The sequence below is a fragment of the Klebsiella sp. 1SOBk5mer genome (genome assembly GCF_046603115.1).
GTDB classification, from domain to species: domain Bacteria; phylum Pseudomonadota; class Gammaproteobacteria; order Enterobacterales; family Enterobacteriaceae; genus Klebsiella; species Klebsiella quasipneumoniae.
The window spans coordinates 427,123-444,611 of sequence record NZ_JBKIUU010000002.1; the positions used below are offsets into that span (position 1 = coordinate 427,123).

15 protein-coding genes and 1 pseudogene are annotated in these 17,489 nt (G+C 60.1%); 11 read left to right on the top strand and 5 right to left on the bottom strand.

What is annotated here, in order from left to right:
- The first annotated feature begins 26 nt into the window (after positions 1 to 26).
- Positions 27 to 2,186 (top strand): bifunctional acyl-ACP--phospholipid O-acyltransferase/long-chain-fatty-acid--ACP ligase, encoded by a 2,160-nt coding sequence (gene aas, locus ACLH1U_RS07815; RefSeq protein WP_032453978.1) that lies wholly within the window; start codon positions 27 to 29, stop codon positions 2,184 to 2,186.
- Entirely contained in the window at positions 2,179 to 3,372 is a 1,194-nt protein-coding gene (gene lplT / locus ACLH1U_RS07820; protein WP_023290904.1) for a lysophospholipid transporter LplT, read from the top strand. The genes aas and lplT overlap by 8 nt, the downstream gene beginning before the upstream one ends.
- A gap of 198 nt (positions 3,373 to 3,570) precedes the next feature.
- On the opposite strand, the gene ACLH1U_RS07825 is transcribed toward lplT, so the two are convergent.
- The 5 genes and pseudogenes from ACLH1U_RS07825 to ACLH1U_RS07845 form a co-directional block, all read right to left on the bottom strand.
- Positions 3,571 to 4,611 carry an NADP(H)-dependent aldo-keto reductase gene (locus ACLH1U_RS07825; protein WP_065805354.1) on the bottom strand — a complete coding sequence of 347 codons (1,041 nt, stop codon included), beginning with the start codon at positions 4,609 to 4,611 and terminating at the stop codon, positions 3,571 to 3,573.
- A 221-nt stretch (positions 4,612 to 4,832) separates the two neighbouring features.
- Complete coding sequence (locus ACLH1U_RS07830; protein ID WP_002915974.1) at positions 4,833 to 5,051, bottom strand: YgdI/YgdR family lipoprotein; 219 nt, start codon at positions 5,049 to 5,051, stop codon at positions 4,833 to 4,835.
- A 123-nt stretch (positions 5,052 to 5,174) separates the two neighbouring features.
- Positions 5,175 to 5,888, bottom strand: coding sequence for a TerC family protein (locus tag ACLH1U_RS07835; RefSeq protein ID WP_023290903.1), 714 nt, complete (start codon positions 5,886 to 5,888; stop codon positions 5,175 to 5,177).
- A 63-nt stretch (positions 5,889 to 5,951) separates the two neighbouring features.
- The gene (mutH, locus tag ACLH1U_RS07840; RefSeq protein ID WP_323066055.1) at positions 5,952 to 6,647 is read right to left on the bottom strand and encodes a DNA mismatch repair endonuclease MutH; all 696 of its coding nucleotides are present in this window, start codon (positions 6,645 to 6,647) and stop codon (positions 5,952 to 5,954) included.
- An 88-nt stretch (positions 6,648 to 6,735) separates the two neighbouring features.
- Positions 6,736 to 6,876, bottom strand: a pseudogene (locus ACLH1U_RS07845) (hypothetical protein); the annotation flags it as partial.
- Positions 6,877 to 7,329: 453 nt separating this feature from the next.
- Between ACLH1U_RS07845 and rppH the strand changes: the two are divergent.
- From rppH to recC, 9 genes are all read left to right on the top strand, one after another.
- A complete protein-coding gene (gene rppH / locus ACLH1U_RS07850) occupies positions 7,330 to 7,860 on the top strand; it encodes an RNA pyrophosphohydrolase (RefSeq protein ID WP_004205443.1) in 531 nt (176 codons plus the stop codon).
- A 12-nt stretch (positions 7,861 to 7,872) separates the two neighbouring features.
- Entirely contained in the window at positions 7,873 to 10,119 is a 2,247-nt protein-coding gene (ptsP, locus tag ACLH1U_RS07855; protein WP_023290901.1) for a phosphoenolpyruvate--protein phosphotransferase, read from the top strand.
- Between the two features lie 244 nt (positions 10,120 to 10,363).
- Complete coding sequence (gene lgt / locus ACLH1U_RS07860; RefSeq protein WP_004205445.1) at positions 10,364 to 11,239, top strand: prolipoprotein diacylglyceryl transferase; 876 nt, start codon at positions 10,364 to 10,366, stop codon at positions 11,237 to 11,239.
- Positions 11,240 to 11,245: 6 nt separating this feature from the next.
- Entirely contained in the window at positions 11,246 to 12,040 is a 795-nt protein-coding gene (thyA, locus tag ACLH1U_RS07865) for a thymidylate synthase (protein WP_023290899.1), read from the top strand.
- Positions 12,041 to 12,228: 188 nt separating this feature from the next.
- Complete coding sequence (locus ACLH1U_RS07870; protein WP_101862223.1) at positions 12,229 to 12,780, top strand: prepilin peptidase-dependent protein; 552 nt, start codon at positions 12,229 to 12,231, stop codon at positions 12,778 to 12,780.
- Entirely contained in the window at positions 12,777 to 13,334 is a 558-nt protein-coding gene (locus ACLH1U_RS07875) for a prepilin peptidase-dependent protein (RefSeq protein WP_032453975.1), read from the top strand. Before ACLH1U_RS07870 ends, ACLH1U_RS07875 begins: the two co-directional genes overlap by 4 nt.
- The gene (locus tag ACLH1U_RS07880; protein ID WP_023290896.1) at positions 13,331 to 13,738 is read left to right on the top strand and encodes a DUF2509 family protein; all 408 of its coding nucleotides are present in this window, start codon (positions 13,331 to 13,333) and stop codon (positions 13,736 to 13,738) included. The genes ACLH1U_RS07875 and ACLH1U_RS07880 overlap by 4 nt, the downstream gene beginning before the upstream one ends.
- The gene (locus tag ACLH1U_RS07885) at positions 13,723 to 14,046 is read left to right on the top strand and encodes a prepilin-type N-terminal cleavage/methylation domain-containing protein (protein WP_023290895.1); all 324 of its coding nucleotides are present in this window, start codon (positions 13,723 to 13,725) and stop codon (positions 14,044 to 14,046) included. Before ACLH1U_RS07880 ends, ACLH1U_RS07885 begins: the two co-directional genes overlap by 16 nt.
- A gap of 12 nt (positions 14,047 to 14,058) precedes the next feature.
- Positions 14,059 to 17,436, top strand: coding sequence for an exodeoxyribonuclease V subunit gamma (gene recC / locus ACLH1U_RS07890; RefSeq protein WP_121936603.1), 3,378 nt, complete (start codon positions 14,059 to 14,061; stop codon positions 17,434 to 17,436).
- Positions 17,437 to 17,489 lie beyond the last annotated feature (53 nt).

Consider the following 17,489-nt stretch of genomic DNA (forward strand, 5'->3'; position numbering starts at 1 on the left):
CTCATCACCGGTCACATGGAGTTGTTATGCTATTGGGATTTTTCAGACTGCTGTTCAAGGGGTTATACCGGGTCAGACTGACCGGCGACACGCAGGCTTTGCACCAGCAAAAAGTCTTAATTACCCCGAACCACGTCTCGTTCCTCGACGGCATTCTGCTGGCGCTGTTTTTGCCGGTCCGACCGGTTTTTGCCGTCTATACCTCAATCAGCCAGCGCTGGTTTATGCGCGCGCTGACGCCGATTATCGATTTTGTGCCGCTGGACCCGACCAAACCGATGTCGATCAAACATCTGGTGCGCCTGATTGAACAGGGGCGGCCGGTGGTCATCTTCCCGGAAGGGCGAATTTCGGTCAGCGGCTCGCTGATGAAAATTTATGACGGCGCCGCCTTTGTCGCCGCCAAATCGCAGGCGACCATCGTGCCGCTGCGCATTGAAGGCGCTGAGCTGACGCCCTTCAGCCGGCTGAAGGGGCTGGTGAAACGTCGCCTGTTCCCGCGTATTCAGCTGCATCTGCTGCCGCCCACCCATCTGCCGATGCCTGAGGCGCCGCGCGCCCGCGACCGGCGCAAAATCGCCGGAGAAATGCTGCATCAGATCATGATGGAAGCCCGGATGGCGGTGCGTCCGCGGGAAACCCTGTATGAGTCGCTGCTGGCGGCGCAGGACCGCTTCGGCGCGCGCAAACCCTGCGTGGAGGATATCAACTTCCAGCCGGATACCTATCGCAAGCTGCTGACCAAAACCCTGTTTGTCGCCCGCATTCTGGAAAAATACAGCCAGCGGGGCGAGAAGATCGGCCTGATGCTGCCCAACGCCGGCATCAGCGCGGCGGTGATTTTCGGCGCGATCGCCCGCGGGCGCATTCCGGCGATGATGAACTATACCGCCGGGGTGAAAGGGCTCAGCAGCGCCATCGCCGCCGCGGAACTCAACACCATTTTTACCTCGCGCACCTTTCTCGATAAAGGCAAGCTCTGGCACCTGCCGGAGCAGCTGACCCAGGTGCGCTGGGTGTTCCTGGAAGATCTCAAAGGCGATATCACCCCTGCGGACAAACTGTGGATTTTCGGCCATCTGCTGGCGCCGCGTCTGGCGCAGGTTAAGCAGCAGCCGGAAGACGCGGCGATGATCCTCTTCACCTCCGGCTCGGAGGGCAATCCGAAAGGGGTGGTGCACAGCCATAAAAGTCTGCTGGCCAACGTCGAGCAGATCAAAACCATTGCCGACTTTACCGCTAATGACCGCTTTATGTCGGCGCTGCCGCTGTTCCACTCCTTTGGCCTCACCGTCGGTCTGCTGACGCCGCTGCTTACCGGTGCGGAGGTGTTTCTCTATCCCAGCCCGCTGCACTATCGCGTGGTGCCGGAGCTGGTCTACGATCGCAACTGCACAGTGCTGTTCGGCACCTCGACCTTCCTCGCCAACTATGCCCGCTTCGCTAACCCCTATGATTTCTATCGACTGCGCTATGTGGTCGCCGGGGCGGAGAAGCTGCAGGAGAGCACCAAACAGCTGTGGCAGGATAAATTCGGCCTGCGCATTCTCGAAGGCTATGGCGTGACCGAGTGCGCCCCGGTGGTCTCGATCAACGTGCCCATGGCGGCGAAGGTCGGCACCGTGGGGCGTATCCTGCCGGGGATGGACGCCCGCCTGCTGGCGATGCCTGGCATTGAGCAGGGGGGGCGGCTGCAGCTGAAAGGGCCGAACATTATGAAAGGCTACCTGCGGGTGGAAAATCCCGGGGTGCTGGAAGCGCCGACGGCGGAAAATCAGCACGGCGAAAAGGAAGCGGGTTGGTATGACACCGGCGATATCGTCACCTTCGACGAGCAGGGCTATGTCCGCATCCAGGGCCGCGCGAAGCGCTTCGCCAAAATCGCTGGCGAAATGATCTCTCTTGAGATGGTGGAGCAGGTGGCCCTCGGCGCGTCGCCGGACAAAATGCACGCCACGGCGATTAAACAGGACGCCAGCAAAGGCGAGGCGCTGGTGCTGTTTACCACCGATAATGAACTGACTCGCGAAGCCCTGCTGCGCTACGCTCGCCAGCACGGCGTACCGGAGCTGGCGGTGCCGCGCGATATACGCTGGCTGAAACAGCTGCCGGTGCTCGGCAGCGGCAAGCCAGACTATGTCACCCTGAAAAACATGGTCGACGAGGCGGAAACAACCCATGAGTGAGTCAGTGCATACTAACCCTTCGCTGTATTCAAAAGGGATGATGGCGGTGATCTGCGCCCAGTTCCTGTCGGCCTTCGGCGACAATGCGCTTCTCTTCGCCACCCTGGCGCTGATGAAGCAGCTTTATTATCCGGAGTGGAGCCAGCCGGTCCTGCAGATGTTGTTTGTGGGCGCTTACATCCTGTTTGCCCCCTTTGTCGGCCAGTTCGCCGACAGCTTTGCCAAAGGCCGGGTGATGATGGTGGCCAACGGCCTGAAGCTGCTCGGCGCCGGCTGCATCTGCTTCGGCGTTAATCCGTTTATCGGCTATACGCTGGTGGGGATTGGCGCCGCCGCCTATTCGCCGGCCAAGTATGGCATTCTCGGCGAACTGACCACCGGCGATAAGTTAGTGAAGGCTAACGGACTGATGGAGTCCTCGACCATCGCGGCGATCCTGCTGGGCTCCATGGCCGGTGGGATCCTCGCCGACTGGCACGTGCTGGCGGCGCTGATCGTCTGCGCGCTGGTCTACGGCGGGGCGGTGGTGGCTAACCTGTGGATACCCAGGCTGCCGGCGGCGCGTCCGGGGCAGTCATGGCGTTTTAAGCCGATGACGCACAGCTTCTTCAGCGCCTGCCGCACGCTGTGGCGCAACGGCGAAACCCGCTTTTCGCTGATGGGCACCAGCCTGTTCTGGGGCGCTGGCGTGACCCTGCGCTTCCTGCTGGTGATCTGGGTGCCGGTAGCGCTGGGCATTACCAGCAACGCCATGCCCACCTATCTTAATGCGATGGTGGCGGTGGGGATTGTGCTGGGGGCCGGGGCGGCGGCGAAGCTGGTGACTCTGGAGACGGTGTCGCGCTGTATGCCGGCCGGGATATTGATCGGTATTGCGGTAATGGCGTTTGCGGTGCAGCAGTCGCTGCTGCCGGCGTTCGGACTGCTACTGCTGCTCGGGGTGTTCGGCGGCTTCTTTATCGTGCCGCTGAATGCGCTGCTGCAGGAGCGCGGGAAACACTCGGTCGGGGCGGGTAACGCGATTGCGGTACAGAACCTGGGCGAAAACGTGGCGATGCTGCTGATGCTGGGGCTCTATTCCCTGGCGGTGAGCGTGGGCGTTCCGCCGGTCGCCGTGGGGATAGGTTTTGGCGCGGTGTTTGCCGTGGCCATCGCCGCGCTGTGGGTCTGGGGGCGGCGTAAATAACTTCTCGTCGCGGTTGACTCGAAATCGTAACCCCTGCCAGGCGCGCGGGCAGAGGGAAACCCCGGGTTGCGGCTTACGCCTGACCCGGGCTACCGCGGCTGCTGAGGTGGCTACCCGACCGGGGTAGCGAAGGCCCGGTAAGGCGTAGCCGCCACCGGGCAACAACGCGACGCCAGAAGCCGGCGTCGACAGGTCATGCTACGGAGCCGGGTAGGTATAAACCTGATGCACCGCTTCAATCTCCGCTAATACCTCTTCGCTCAGCTCAAGCTGTAAACTTTCCACGTTGGCCTGCAGCTGCGCCATGGTCGTCGCCCCCAGCAGGGTGCTGGCGACAAACGGCTGCCGACGCACAAAGGCCAGCGCCATTTGCGCCGGATCGAGGCCGTGGCGTTTGGCGATATCCACATACGCCGCCACCGCTTTCTGCGACTGCTCGCTGCTGTAGCGCGTAAAGCGGCTGAACAGCGTATTGCGCGCCCCCGCCGGCTTCGCGCCGTTGAGGTACTTCCCGGTCAGGGTGCCGAAAGCCAGGCAGGAGTAGGCCAGCAGCTCCACGCCTTCGAACTGACTCACTTCCGCCAGGCCGACTTCAAAGCTGCGGTTCAGCAGGCTGTAGGGGTTCTGAATGGTCACGATCCGCGGCAGGTCGTGCTTATCCGCCAGGTGCAGATAACGCATCACGCCGAAGGCGGTTTCGTTCGACACGCCGATGTAGCGGATCTTGCCGGCGCGCTGGAACTCGGTCAGCGCCTCGAGGGTATCCAGCAGGGTCACCGCGGGGGCGGCGTCGGCCCAGGTGTAGCCCAGCTTGCCAAAGCAGTTGGTGGGGCGCTGCGGCCAGTGTACCTGATACAGGTCGAGATAATCGGTCTGCAGACGCTTCAGACTGGCGTGCAGCGCCTCGCGGATATTTTTCCGGTCCAGGACGTGGTTTGGTCGAATACTGCTGTCGTTATTACGCGCGGGCCCGCTGACCTTCGAGGCGAGCACCAGCTTTTCGCGATTGCCGCGTTTCGCCAGCCAGTTGCCGACGTAGGCTTCGGTCAGCCCCTGAGTTTCCGGGCGCGGCGGGACAGGGTACATTTCAGCGACATCGATCAGATTGATGCCGTTGGCGACCGCATAGTCGAGCTGCTGATGGGCATCGGCCTCGCTGTTCTGCTCGCCAAAGGTCATGGTTCCCAGCCCGAGGGTGCTGATTTCAAGTGAACTGTGTGGGATACGGTGATACTGCATAGCCAGCTTCCTTTTTATTTATAAGGTCAGGCATTCCCCGACAAAGGAGTATCAACATGGCAGAGGGTGAGAAAAAGAGGAAGTAAAAAAATCAAAAAAGCCGGGTGACGAGGAGGAGCGGTGGGTGAAACCCGCGGTGTCCTGGTGTGTCCCGACTCTTCTCAGAAGACTGGTTGTCGGTAAGCGCAGCGTCAACAGAGGCTGGGGCCGACGGGGAAAAATTAACGCTTAATGATTTGTGAAACGTCGTCACGATTGATCTGCATTTTATTACCCTGCTGATCTTCGTAGCTGATAAGACCGGTATCGTCATCCACGGTGGGTTTACCGTCGGTCAGGATCATTCGCCCATCTTTGGTCGCCATGACGTAATCGCTGCTGCAACCGGAAACCGAGAACGCCAGTCCTACGGCGGAAATCAATACTGCCCATTTTTTCATCGTCATCACCTCTTGAGTAGCTGCACCCCATACCTGTCTATTAATAGCCTGATTTGTGAGACATAAAAAGCAGTAAAGTCTGAAAAAGGGTTGCAGCCTGTGACCAGGCTGCAATTTTGTGGTTTACAGCGGGTTTTTCTTATTGCGCAGCAGGTTAAGGCTCTCCACCGCAATAGAGAAGAACATCGCGAAGTAGATGTATCCCTTCGGCACATGGACGTCGAAACTTTCCAGCATCAGGGTAAAGCCGACGAGGATCAGAAACGACAGCGCCAGCATTTTCACCGACGGATGACGGTCAACAAAATCGCCGATAGGTCGCGCGGCGAACATCATGACCCCCACCGCAATCACAACCGCCGCCATCATAATAAACAGATGATCCGACAGGCCGACGGCGGTGATCACCGAGTCGAGGCTAAAGATGATGTCCAGCAGCATGATCTGCACGATGGCGCCGAGGAAGGAGTGAACGTTAGTTTTCAGCCCCTCCTCTTCGCCTTCGATAGATTCATGGATCTCTTTACTGGCTTTCCAGATAAGGAACAGTCCGCCAAACAGCAAGATCAGATCGCGAAACGAAATCTCCTGACCGAGGACGGTAAAGAGCGGGTTGGTCAGCTTAACGACCCAGGCGATAGAGGCCAGCAGCGCCAGGCGCATGACCATCGCCCCCATTAAACCGATCCGTCGCGCGTGGGCGCGCTGGGCGGTGGGGAGCTTGGCCACAACCAGAGAGAGAAAAATAATATTATCGATCCCGAGCACGATCTCCAGCAGCGTCAAGGTGCCCAGCGCCAGCCAGGCGTTAGGATCGGTTATCCATGCAAATAACATTGTTCAAAGTCCTGCAAAATAGAAAGCAGCAATTATATGCAAGCCCCAACGCAGAACAAAAAATTAATCGTGTTGTAACAAGAAATGGCGGGCGAGCAGGGCGGCGGTAAAATTCTTTTTCAGGTAGAAGCCGCGCGGCAGCGTGAGGATCGTCTCCCCGCGGGCGCCGATGGCTTCGGTCAACGCCTTGCTGTTGGCCGCTTTCGGTCTTAGCTGCAGCACCTCGCCGTGGCGGGCGGTAATGCGCTCCACCTCACCGAGGACAATAAGATCCATCAGCTCTTCCCAGTCCATGCGCAGCTGGCGCTCCTCTTCTTCATCCGGACTCCACAGCAGCGGTGCGCCGACGCGCCGCGCCGCCAGAGGAATGGTGCGCTCTCCCTCCACAGGGATCCACAGGACTCGCTGCAGCTTATGCCGCACATGGCTTCTCTCCCAGGTGACGCCGCTATTGCCAGTTAACGGGGCGACGCAGACAAAAGTCGTCTCCAGCGGACGGCCCCGGCTGTCGATAGGGATCGTTTTGAGCTCCACCCCCAGCGCGGCGAAATCCTGCTCGGGTTTACTGCCCGCGCTGGCCCCCAGCCACAGCTCCAGCAGGATGCCCGTCCAGCCTTTATCACGTTTCAGATCGCGGGGAATGGGGATCCCGGCCAGCGCCGCCAGCTCACCCAGCGTATAGCCGGCCAGCTGGCGGGCCTGGGCCAACAGCTGTTCCTGACTTTGCGGCGGAGAGGAGAGTGGAGCGATAGCGGGCATAGGGCGACACCTTTGGTTAAAAAATGAGCGCTAATTTTGCGCGTTGTGGATAGAGTTTATCGTTTTCTGAGTAACTATACCAATCCCATGATTTATATGATTTTTTAAGGTCATTACGCGGCAGGTGAAAACCATGAAAACAGGTTTTCCAGAACTGGTCACTGACAATAAACAGGATCTTACACCATGTTATCCACAGAAAAGCGGGATAACTGGGGAAAAGCCCCACTACTGGTTCGATTTACAGCCTTGACGTGCGACGAAAATCGAATTTTTAGAGAAAATATGCCCGCGACCTGCGCGTAATCTGTGGATAAAATCGACATTGCTCGATCTTTCATCAGTCGGCGGATCGCATGTGTGATGATCGTCACGTTATGCTGTAATAAGTGAAAGGAATATATTCTAACTTAATGAATATGCTATCATTATTATAAGGTGCTAGCAGTGCGATGTTCAGATTGCTCCGGGTTTTCCCGGGTTAATTCCGTACTTCTTCACAACTCTATCCACAGAAAAAGTGAATAAAATCGGACGTCGGGCGCTTTCGCTGTTTATAACTCTGGCAATTACTGTGAGTTATTCAAATGTTATCCGTTCTCAGTGTGCGAACAGAGTGGTTTACCGTTTCCGACGAGTGTGAAACAATCATTCACATTGAAGCTTATCTTGAGGTAGTCCGGTGATTGATGACGATGGCTACCGCCCAAATGTCGGTATTGTAATCTGTAATCGTCAGGGCCAGGTCATGTGGGCCCGACGCTATGGTCAGCACTCGTGGCAGTTCCCGCAAGGGGGCATAAATCCAGGAGAATCCGCAGAGCAGGCGATGTATCGGGAATTGTTTGAAGAGGTCGGGTTAAGCCGTAAAGATGTGCGGATCCTTGCCTCAACCCGTAACTGGCTGCGTTACAAGTTGCCTAAACGTTTGGTGCGTTGGGACACAAAGCCGGTTTGTATCGGCCAGAAACAAAAGTGGTTTCTTTTGCAGTTGATCGGTAACGACGCGGACATCAATATGCAAACCAGCAGCACACCTGAATTTGATGGCTGGCGCTGGGTGAGTTACTGGTACCCGGTGCGTCAGGTGGTGTCGTTCAAACGCGACGTCTACCGCCGGGTGATGAAAGAGTTCGCCAGCGTCACTATGTCGCTGGCGGAGAGCGCACCTAAGCCGCAAAGCGCGCCTGCTTATCGACGTAAAAGAGGTTAAGCCACTCACATTATGCTCACTCGGTTGCGAGAAATAGTCGAGAAGGTCGCGAGTGCGCCGCGTTTAAACGAGGCGCTGGATATTCTGGTGACGGATGTCTGCCAGGCGATGGAGACGGAAGTCTGCTCGGTTTACCTGGCTGACAATGATCGACGCTGCTATTACCTGATGGCTACCCGCGGGTTAAAAAAACCTCGCGGGCGCACCGTTGCGCTGGCGTTCGATGAAGGCCTGGTGGGGCTGGTTGGCCGCCTGGCGGAGCCCATCAACCTCGCCGATGCGCAAAAACATCCCAGCTTCAAGTATATTCCCGCCGTCAAAGAGGACCGCTTCCGCGCCTTCCTTGGCGTGCCGATCATCCAGCGCCGCCAGCTGTTGGGCGTGCTGGTGGTTCAGCAGCGTGAGCTGCGCCAGTTTGATGAAAGCGAAGAGTCTTTCCTCGTCACCCTCGCCACCCAGATGGCGGCGATCCTCTCCCAGTCCCAGCTGAACGCCCTGTTCGGTCAGTATCGTCAGACGCGCATTCGCGCTCTGCCGGCCTCTTCCGGGGTGGCGATCGCCGAGGGCTGGATGGACGTCAGCCTGCCGCTGATGGAGCAGGTGTATGAAGCCTCGACGCTGGACACCGCCTCGGAACGTGAACGCCTGACCGGCGCGCTGGAAGAAGCGGCCAACGAGTTTCGTCGCTACAGCAAACGCTACGCCGCCGGCGCGCAAAAAGAGACGGCGGCGATCTTCGATCTCTACTCGCACCTGCTCTCCGACGCCCGCCTGCGTCGCGAGCTCTTTGCCGAAGTCGACAAAGGCGCCGTCGCCGAGTGGGCGGTCAAAAAGATCATCGAGAAGTTCGCCGAACAGTTTGCCGCGCTGAGCGACGGCTATCTGAAAGAGCGGGCCGGCGACCTGCGCACGCTGGGTCAGCGTCTGCTGTTCCATCTCGACGACAGTATTCAGGGACCTAACACCTGGCCGGCGCGCATTATCCTCGTGGCGGACGAGCTGTCGGCCACCACCCTCGCCGAGGTGCCGCAGGATCGTCTGGCCGGCGTGGTGGTGCGCGATGGCGCTGCCAACTCCCATGCCGCCATTATGGTGCGGGCCCTTGGCATCCCAACGGTGATGGGCGCCGATATTCAGCCCTCGCTGCTGCATGGCCATACGCTGATTGTCGATGGCTATCGCGGCGAGCTGCTGGTGGATCCTGAACCTGTTCTGTTGCAGGAATATCAGCGGCTTATCAGCGAAGAGAACGAGCTCAGCCGCCTGGCGGAGGACGATCTCCAGCGCGCATCGGAGCTGAAAAGCGGCGAACGGGTGAAAGTCATGCTCAACGCCGGCTTAAGCCCGGAGCACGAAGAGAAGCTCGGCAGCTTTGTTGACGGTATTGGTCTGTACCGTACCGAAATTCCTTTTATGCTGCAGAGCGGCTTCCCCTCAGAAGAGGAGCAGGTCGCCCAGTATCAGGGCATGCTGCAGATGTTTAACAGCAAACCGGTGACCCTGCGTACTCTTGACATCGGCGCGGATAAACAGCTGCCGTACATGCCGATCAGTGAAGAGAACCCGTGCCTTGGCTGGCGCGGGATCCGCATCACCCTCGATCAGCCGGAGATCTTTTTGATCCAGGTGCGAGCGATGCTGCGCGCCAACGCCGCCACCGGCAACCTCAGCATTTTGCTGCCGATGGTGACCAGTCTGGAAGAGGTCGATGAGGCCCGTCGGCTGATCGACCGCGCCAGCCGGGAAGTGGAAGAGATGATCGGCTACGCCATCCCGCGTCCGCGTCTGGGGGTGATGCTGGAGGTGCCGTCGATGGTCTTTATGCTGCCGCAGCTGGCCAGCCGGATCGATTTTATCTCGGTAGGCACGAACGACCTGACCCAGTACCTGCTGGCCGTCGACCGTAACAATACCCGGGTCGCCAGCATGTATGACAGCCTGCATCCTGCGGTATTGCGGGCGCTGGCGATGATCGCCCATGACGCGGAGCGCTTTGGCATCGATCTGCGACTGTGCGGCGAGATGGCAGGCGACCCGATGTGCGTGACGATCCTCATCGGTCTCGGTTATCGCCATCTGTCGATGAACGGCCGCTCGGTGGCGAGGGTGAAATATCTGCTGCGCCGCATCGATATCGAAGAGGCGCAGGAGCTGTCGCGTCGCAGCCTCGAAGCCCAGATGACCGCCGAGGTGCGCCATCAGGTGGCGGCCTTTATGGAGCGGCGCGGTCTCGGCGGCCTGATCCGCGGCGGGCGGTAGCGGTAGCCCGGGTGAGGCGTAAGCCGTAACCCGGGAATCCTCTGTTCGCACCCTCCGGCAAAATAGGATACCACCGGGAAAACGGCATTCTGTTAGCATCCGTATACATATCTTTTACACGCCGGCGCGGATCGCACACCTGGCTTATGCTATGATTCGCCTCCTTCGGCGTGCCCGTTTTAATCGGGCATGGATCATCACCGCTGTCCACTTTCGGCGGAATAACAAGTCTTTATGGTGACAGATGAATAGTGGCTACCTGCATTTTCCGGAGTTCGATCCGGTCATTTTTTCTCTAGGCCCGGTCTCCCTCCACTGGTACGGTTTAATGTACCTGGTGGGCTTTGTCTTTGCGATGTGGCTGGCCACCCGTCGGGCGAATCGTCCGGGCAGCGGCTGGACGAAAAATGAAGTGGAAAACCTGCTTTACGCGGGCTTCCTCGGCGTCTTCCTGGGCGGCCGTATCGGCTACGTGCTGTTCTACAACCTGCCGGTCTTTCTTGCCGATCCGTTGTATCTGTTCCGCGTCTGGGACGGCGGCATGTCGTTCCACGGCGGCCTGATCGGCGTGATCCTGGTGATGATTATCTTCGCCAGACGCACCAAACGGACCTTCTTCCAGGTCTCCGATTTTATCGCGCCGCTGATCCCGTTTGGCCTTGGCGCCGGGCGTCTGGGCAACTTTATCAACGGCGAGCTGTGGGGCCGCGTGGACCCGAGCTTCCACTACACGATGATTTTCCCGGGCTCCCGTGCTGAAGACCTGGCGCTGCTGCCGACCCACCCGGAATGGCAATCGCTGTTTGATACCTATGGCGCGCTGCCGCGCCACGCGTCGCAGCTGTACGAGCTGGCGCTGGAAGGCGTGGTGCTGTTCCTGATCCTGAACCTGTTTATCCGTAAACCGCGCCCGACCGGTTCCGTTTCCGGCCTGTTCCTGATTGGCTACGGCCTGTTCCGCATTATCGTGGAATTCTTCCGCCAGCCCGACGCCCAGTTCACCGGCGGCTGGGTGCAGTACATCAGCATGGGGCAGATTCTTTCGATCCCGATGGTGCTTGCGGGTATCATCATGATGGTTTGGGCTTACCGCCACCGTCCGCAGCAACTGAATTCTTGAGGAACCATGAAACAGTATCTTGATTTGATGCAGAAAGTGCTCGCCGAGGGCACGCCAAAAAATGACCGCACCGGCACTGGCACGATCTCTATTTTCGGCCATCAGATGCGTTTTAACCTGCAGGAAGGCTTCCCGCTGGTGACCACCAAGCGCTGTCATTTACGCTCCATCATCCATGAACTGCTGTGGTTCCTGCAGGGTGACACCAACATCGCCTATCTGCACGATAACAACGTCACCATCTGGGACGAGTGGGCAGATGAAAATGGCGACCTGGGACCGGTTTACGGCAAACAGTGGCGTTCCTGGCCTGCGCCGGACGGTCGTCATATCGACCAGATCAGCACGGTGATGGACCAGCTGAAAAACGACCCGGACTCCCGCCGGATCATCGTTTCGGCGTGGAACGTCGGCGAGCTGGATAAGATGGCCCTGGCGCCGTGCCACGCCTTCTTCCAGTTCTATGTCGCCGACGGCAAGCTCTCCTGCCAGCTGTATCAGCGCTCCTGCGACGTCTTCCTCGGCCTGCCGTTCAACATCGCCAGCTACGCGCTGCTGGTGCATATGGTGGCGCAGCAGTGCGATCTGCAGGTCGGCGATTTCGTCTGGACCGGTGGCGACACCCATCTGTACAGCAACCATCTCGAGCAGACTCATCTGCAGCTGAGCCGCGAACCGCGTCCGCTGCCGAAGCTGGTCATCAAACGCAAGCCCGCGTCGATCTTCGACTACCGCTTTGAAGACTTCGAGATTGAAGGTTACGATCCGCACCCGGGAATCAAAGCGCCAGTGGCGATTTAACCCCCTCTGCAGATATGACCAACCGGCGTCCGATGACGCCGGTTTTTTTATGCCGTTTTCACCACCTGAATGAGTGGCAGCCCTCGTCGCCATTAGGATAGGAACGCTTCACCCCGCCCCCTGGCCACAGGGGGTTGTGGGCGGGAATGTTGGAAAGAGGCTCGCAAAAAAATGTTCTGCTGTTGATCATACAAACCTTTTATGCGTGTCTGGCCGGGAAAGCTATTTTCCGTCGTCGCGCCAGGGCTAACCGCCGCGGCATACTCTGCGCCATGAACAGAGAACATGGCTATACCCTGATGGAAACCCTGGTGACGCTGACGTTAATGATGATCCTCAGCGTCGGCGGCCTGTACGGCTGGCAGCGCTGGCAGCAGCAGCAACGACTGTGGCAAACCGCCGTCCAGGTGCGGGATTTCCTGGTCTTCCTGCGCGATGACGCCAACGCCTACAACCGGGACCGCGTGCTTCGCGTCGGCCAGGATGAAGAGGGCTGGTGCCTGAGTGCGCAGGGGGAGGCGCCGGCGTGCGCCTCCGCGTCGACCTTAACGCTGCGCCCGCGCTGGCCGGGGATCTCGCTGGCAGGCGTCACGCCTGGCCTGGGATTCTACGGCCTGCGCAGCACCGCCTGGGCGGGGAATCTGCGGCTGCAGAGCGAGGCCGGCAGCTGGAGCATTGTGATTTCACACTGGGGGCGGATTCGTTTATGCCGCAGCGACAGCGCGGGAGGGTGCCAGTGAGCCGCCGCGGGTTTTCCCTTGCGGAGGCGCTTATCGCCATGGCGATAGGCTCGCTGCTGCTGATTGGCGCCTGCCGCTTTCTACCCGCCCTGCAGCGCCATATTCTGCGCCAGGGCGAACAGCTGGCCCTGGAGAACGAACTGTGGCAGCGGGTGCATGCCGTGGGTAAACATCTGCAGCGCGCCGGATACTGCCGGGGAGCGTGCGGCGGAGCCGGACTGGAGCTTGCCGCCGACGGCGAGTGCCTGATTGTGCGCTGGGACGCGAACAGCAATGGGACATGGGAAACCTCCCCTGCGGCAGCGGCGGAGAGCACCGGCTTTCGCCTGCGCGACGGCGCGCTGGAGACTTTGCGCGGAGCCAGCGACTGCCGCGGCAGCGGATGGGAGAAAATCACCAATCCGGCCGCTATCGTGGTGACGCGCTTTGCGGCGCAGCGTCTGCTGACCGAGGGCTTCGCGCCGGAGCTGATCGTGACGCTGGCGGCGCGCTCTGCCCGGCAGGCGGGTCTGGCGGCCGAGGTGGAGCAGCGGGTGACGGGGTATAACCTGTGATCCGCCAGCGTGGAATGTCGTCGCTGCTGATGGTGCTCCTGTTGCTGACTCTCGGTAGCCTGCTGCTTGAGGGGCTTAATCTGCAGCAGCGGGCGCTGCTGGCGCAAACCGCCAGCGAAACGCAGGCGATCCGCGATACGGCTGTGGCCCATTCGGCGCTACAGTGGGGAAAGCAGCAGGCCTGGTCGACACAGGCGCCGCTGGCCTGCCGCGAGCAGGCGCAGCAGGGCTGGCGCGCCTGTCTGCGCATCTTCGACGACGGTTCGCTGCTGCTCAGCAGCGCCAGCGGCGAGGTGCAGGTCTGGCAGTCCGGCGAGGTGCGCGGCGGGCAGGTGCGTTTCTCCGCCCATGGCTGGAGCGATTTTTGCCCGCTCAGGGAGGTGAGCTTATGTCAAATGCCATGAAGCGCCAGCGGGGTTTTAGCCTGCCGGAGACCGTGCTGGCGATGGCGCTGATGGTGCTGACGGTCGCCGCGCTGGGCGGCTATCAGCGCGGAATGGCGCAAGGGGTCCACCAGCTGAACCAGACGCGTCAGCTATGGCGCGACGCCTGGCGCTATAGCCAGCTCTCCGCGCCGCCTCCGCCGGCAGGCGAGCAGGTAAGCCGTATGCAGACATCGACGCAAAGATGTGTCAGCATCACGGTAACGATCAGTATGCCCGTTGCAAAGCGGGCGCAGATGACCCGGCTGCATTGCCCGGTCAGCCAGTAGTCAGGAGCAATTATGTTAAGGGTATACCACTCAAACCGGCTGGATGTTCTCGAGGCGTTGATGGAGTTTATCGTCGAGCGCCAGCGGCTGGATGACCCTTTTCAGGCTGAAATGGTGCTGGTGCAGAGTACCGGTATGGCGCAGTGGCTGCAGATGACCCTGGCCTCGCGCTTCGGAATTGCCGCCAACATCGAGTTTCCGCTGCCGGCGAGCTTTATCTGGGATATGTTCGTGCGCGTCCTGAAAGATATCCCTGGCGAAAGCGCCTTCAGCAAGCAGAGCATGAGCTGGAAGCTGATGACTCTCCTGCCGCAGCACCTGGAAGAAGACGATTTTATCCTGCTGCGCCAGTATCTGAGCGATGACGGCGACAAACGCAAGCTGTTTCAGCTGGCCGCCCGGGTAGCGGACCTTTATGACCAGTATCTGGTCTATCGCCCGGAATGGCTGATGCGCTGGGAGGCCGATCAGCGGGTTGACGGCCTCGGCGACGCCCAGCAGTGGCAGGCGCCGCTGTGGAAAGCGCTGGTGCGCTATACCGCCGAGCTCGGTCAGCCGCAGTGGCACCGCGCCAATCTCTATCAGCGCTTTATCAGCGCCCTGGAAAAGGCGGATGAACCACCCGCCGGGCTGCCGTCGCGCGTCTTTATTTGTGGAATTTCCGCGCTGCCGCCGGTCTACCTGCAGGCGCTGCAGGCGCTGGGTAAGCATGTCGATGTCTATGTGCTGTTCACCAACCCCTGCCGCTACTACTGGGGAGATATTAAAGATCCGGCGTTTCTGGCGAAGCTACTGTCGCGTCAGCGACGACATCACCGCGAGGCGCGCGCGCTGCCCCTGTTCCGCGACGCCGGGCAGGCGCCAGGGCTGTTTAATGACGCCGGGGAGCAGGATGTCGGCAACCCGCTGCTCGCCTCCTGGGGCAAGCTGGGACGCGACTATATCTACCTGCTGGCGGGGCTGGAGCGCTATGAGGAGCTGGACGCCTTTGTCGATATCGTTCCTGATAACCTGTTGCATAACCTGCAGTCGGATATCCTCGAACTGCGCAACGCGGCGGTGGCCGGGCAGAGCGCAGAGGCGTTCGCTCACAGTCGCGACAAACGTCCGCTGGCGCAGGATGACCGCAGCCTGAGCATTCACGTCTGCCACAGTCCGCAGCGTGAGGTGGAGGTTCTGCACGATCGGCTGCTGGCGATGCTGGAGGCGGATCCGACGCTCACGCCGCGGGATATCATCGTCATGGTGGCGGATATCGATAGCTACAGCCCCTATATACAGGCGGTGTTTGGCGCCGCCAGCGGCGACCGCTGGCTGCCGTGGGCGATCTCCGACCGCCGCGCCCGCGAGTCGCACCCGGTGCTGCAGGCGTTTATCACGCTGCTCTCGCTGCCCGACAGCCGCTTCGCCAGCGAAGATGTACTGGCGCTGCTGGACGTGCCGGTGCTGGCGGCGCGCTTTAACATCAACGAAGAGGGGCTGCGCTACCTGCGCCAGTGGGTCAACGAGTCCGGGGTCCGCTGGGGAATGGATGACGACAACGTCCGTGAGCTTGACCTGCCGGCGACCGGCCAGCACACCTGGCGGTTCGGCCTTACCCGCATGCTGCTGGGCTACGCGATGGACAGCCGGGAGGGCGAATGGCAGTCGGTGCTGCCCTATGACGAATCCAGTGGTTTGATCGCCGAACTGGTGGGTAACCTCGCATCGCTGCTGATGCAGCTTAACCTGTGGCGACGCGGTCTCGCCCAGCAGCGGCCGCTGGCGGAGTGGCTGCCGGTCTGTCGCGATCTGCTGAATGACTTTTTCCTGCCGGACAGCGAGACCGAAGCGGCGCTGGCGCTGATTGAGCAGCAGTGGCTGGCGGTGATTGATAGCGGTCTGGAGGCGCAGTATGGCGACCAGGTGCCGTTGACGCTGTTGCGCGATGAGCTGGCCCAGCGCCTCGATCAACAACGGATCAGCCAGCGCTTTCTCGCCGGCCCGGTCAACATCTGCACCCTGATGCCGATGCGCTCTATTCCTTTCAAAGTGGTTTGCCTGCTGGGGATGAACGATGGGGTTTATCCGCGAACGCTGCCGCCGCTGGGCTTTGATTTAATGAGCCAGAAGCCGCAGCGCGGCGACCGCAGCCGGCGTGATGATGACCGCTACCTGTTCCTTGAGGCGCTGATGTCCGCCGAACAGACGCTGTATATCAGCTACATCGGCCGTTCTATCCAGGACAACAGCGAGCGCTTTCCCTCGGTGCTGGTGCAGGAGCTGGTGGATTACATCGGCCAGAGCCACTGTCTCGCCGGCGACGAGGAGCTTGATTGCGACACCAGCGAGGCGCGGGTTAAAGCCCACATCACTCACCTGCATACCCGCATGCCGTTCGACATCGCCAATTTCCAGGAGGACGAGAACAAGAGCTACGCCCGGGAATGGCTGGCTGCCGCCGGCCAGCAGGGTGAGGCGCATAGCGACTTCATTCAACCGCTTACCCCGCCGCCGATAGACAGCCTGCCGTTCGAGCAGCTCCTGCGCTTCTGGCAGCACCCGGTTCGCGCGTTCTTTCAGCAGCGTCTGCGGGTCAATTTCCGTGCGGAAGAGGATGATATTCCCGATGACGAGCCCTTCACACTTGAAGGGCTGAGCCGTTATCAACTGAACCAGCAACTGCTCAATACCCTTATCGAGGAACAGGACGCCTCGGCCATGTTCCGCCGCTTCCGCGCCGCCGGCGAGCTGCCGTATGGCGCCTTTGGCGAGCTGGTGTGGGAGACGCAGCGTCTGGAGATGCAGGCCCTGGCCGAGCGGGTGAAAGCCGAGCGCCAGCAGGCGCAGAGCATGGAGATCGATCTCCAGTGCAGCGGCGTCAATCTGACCGGCTGGCTGCAGCAGGTGCAGCCGGACGGGCTGCTGCGCTGGCGGCCTTCGCTGCTGAGCGTCTCCCAGGGGATGCAACTTTGGCTGGAACACCTTGTCTACTGTGCCAGCGGCGGCACCGGCGAGAGCCGACTGTTTGTGCGTAAAGAGGGAGAGTGGCGTTTTCCGCCGCTGGCGCCCGCCGAGGCGCAGGCGTACCTTAATGAGCTGGTGGATGGCTATTTGCTGGGGATGTCGCAGCCGCTGCTGCTGCTGCCGGAAAGCGGTGGCGCCTGGCTGAAAGCCTGTTATGACGCCGAAAAGGATGTCATCGTAATGGACGAAGAGACGCAGCAGAAAGCGCGGAGCAAATTCCTGCAGACCTACGAAGGTAACATGGTGGTCAGCGGGGAGGGCGCCGATATCTGGTATCAACGCCTGTGGCGTTCGCTGGAGCCGGCGCATTACGAAGAAATCATTGCCCAGACGCAGCGTTATCTGTTACCGCTATATCGTTACCATCAGTCCACACAAATTTAAATAGTATAAAAATTGCGCAGTGAATGGCGGTTCATTTATTATGCGCAACGTAT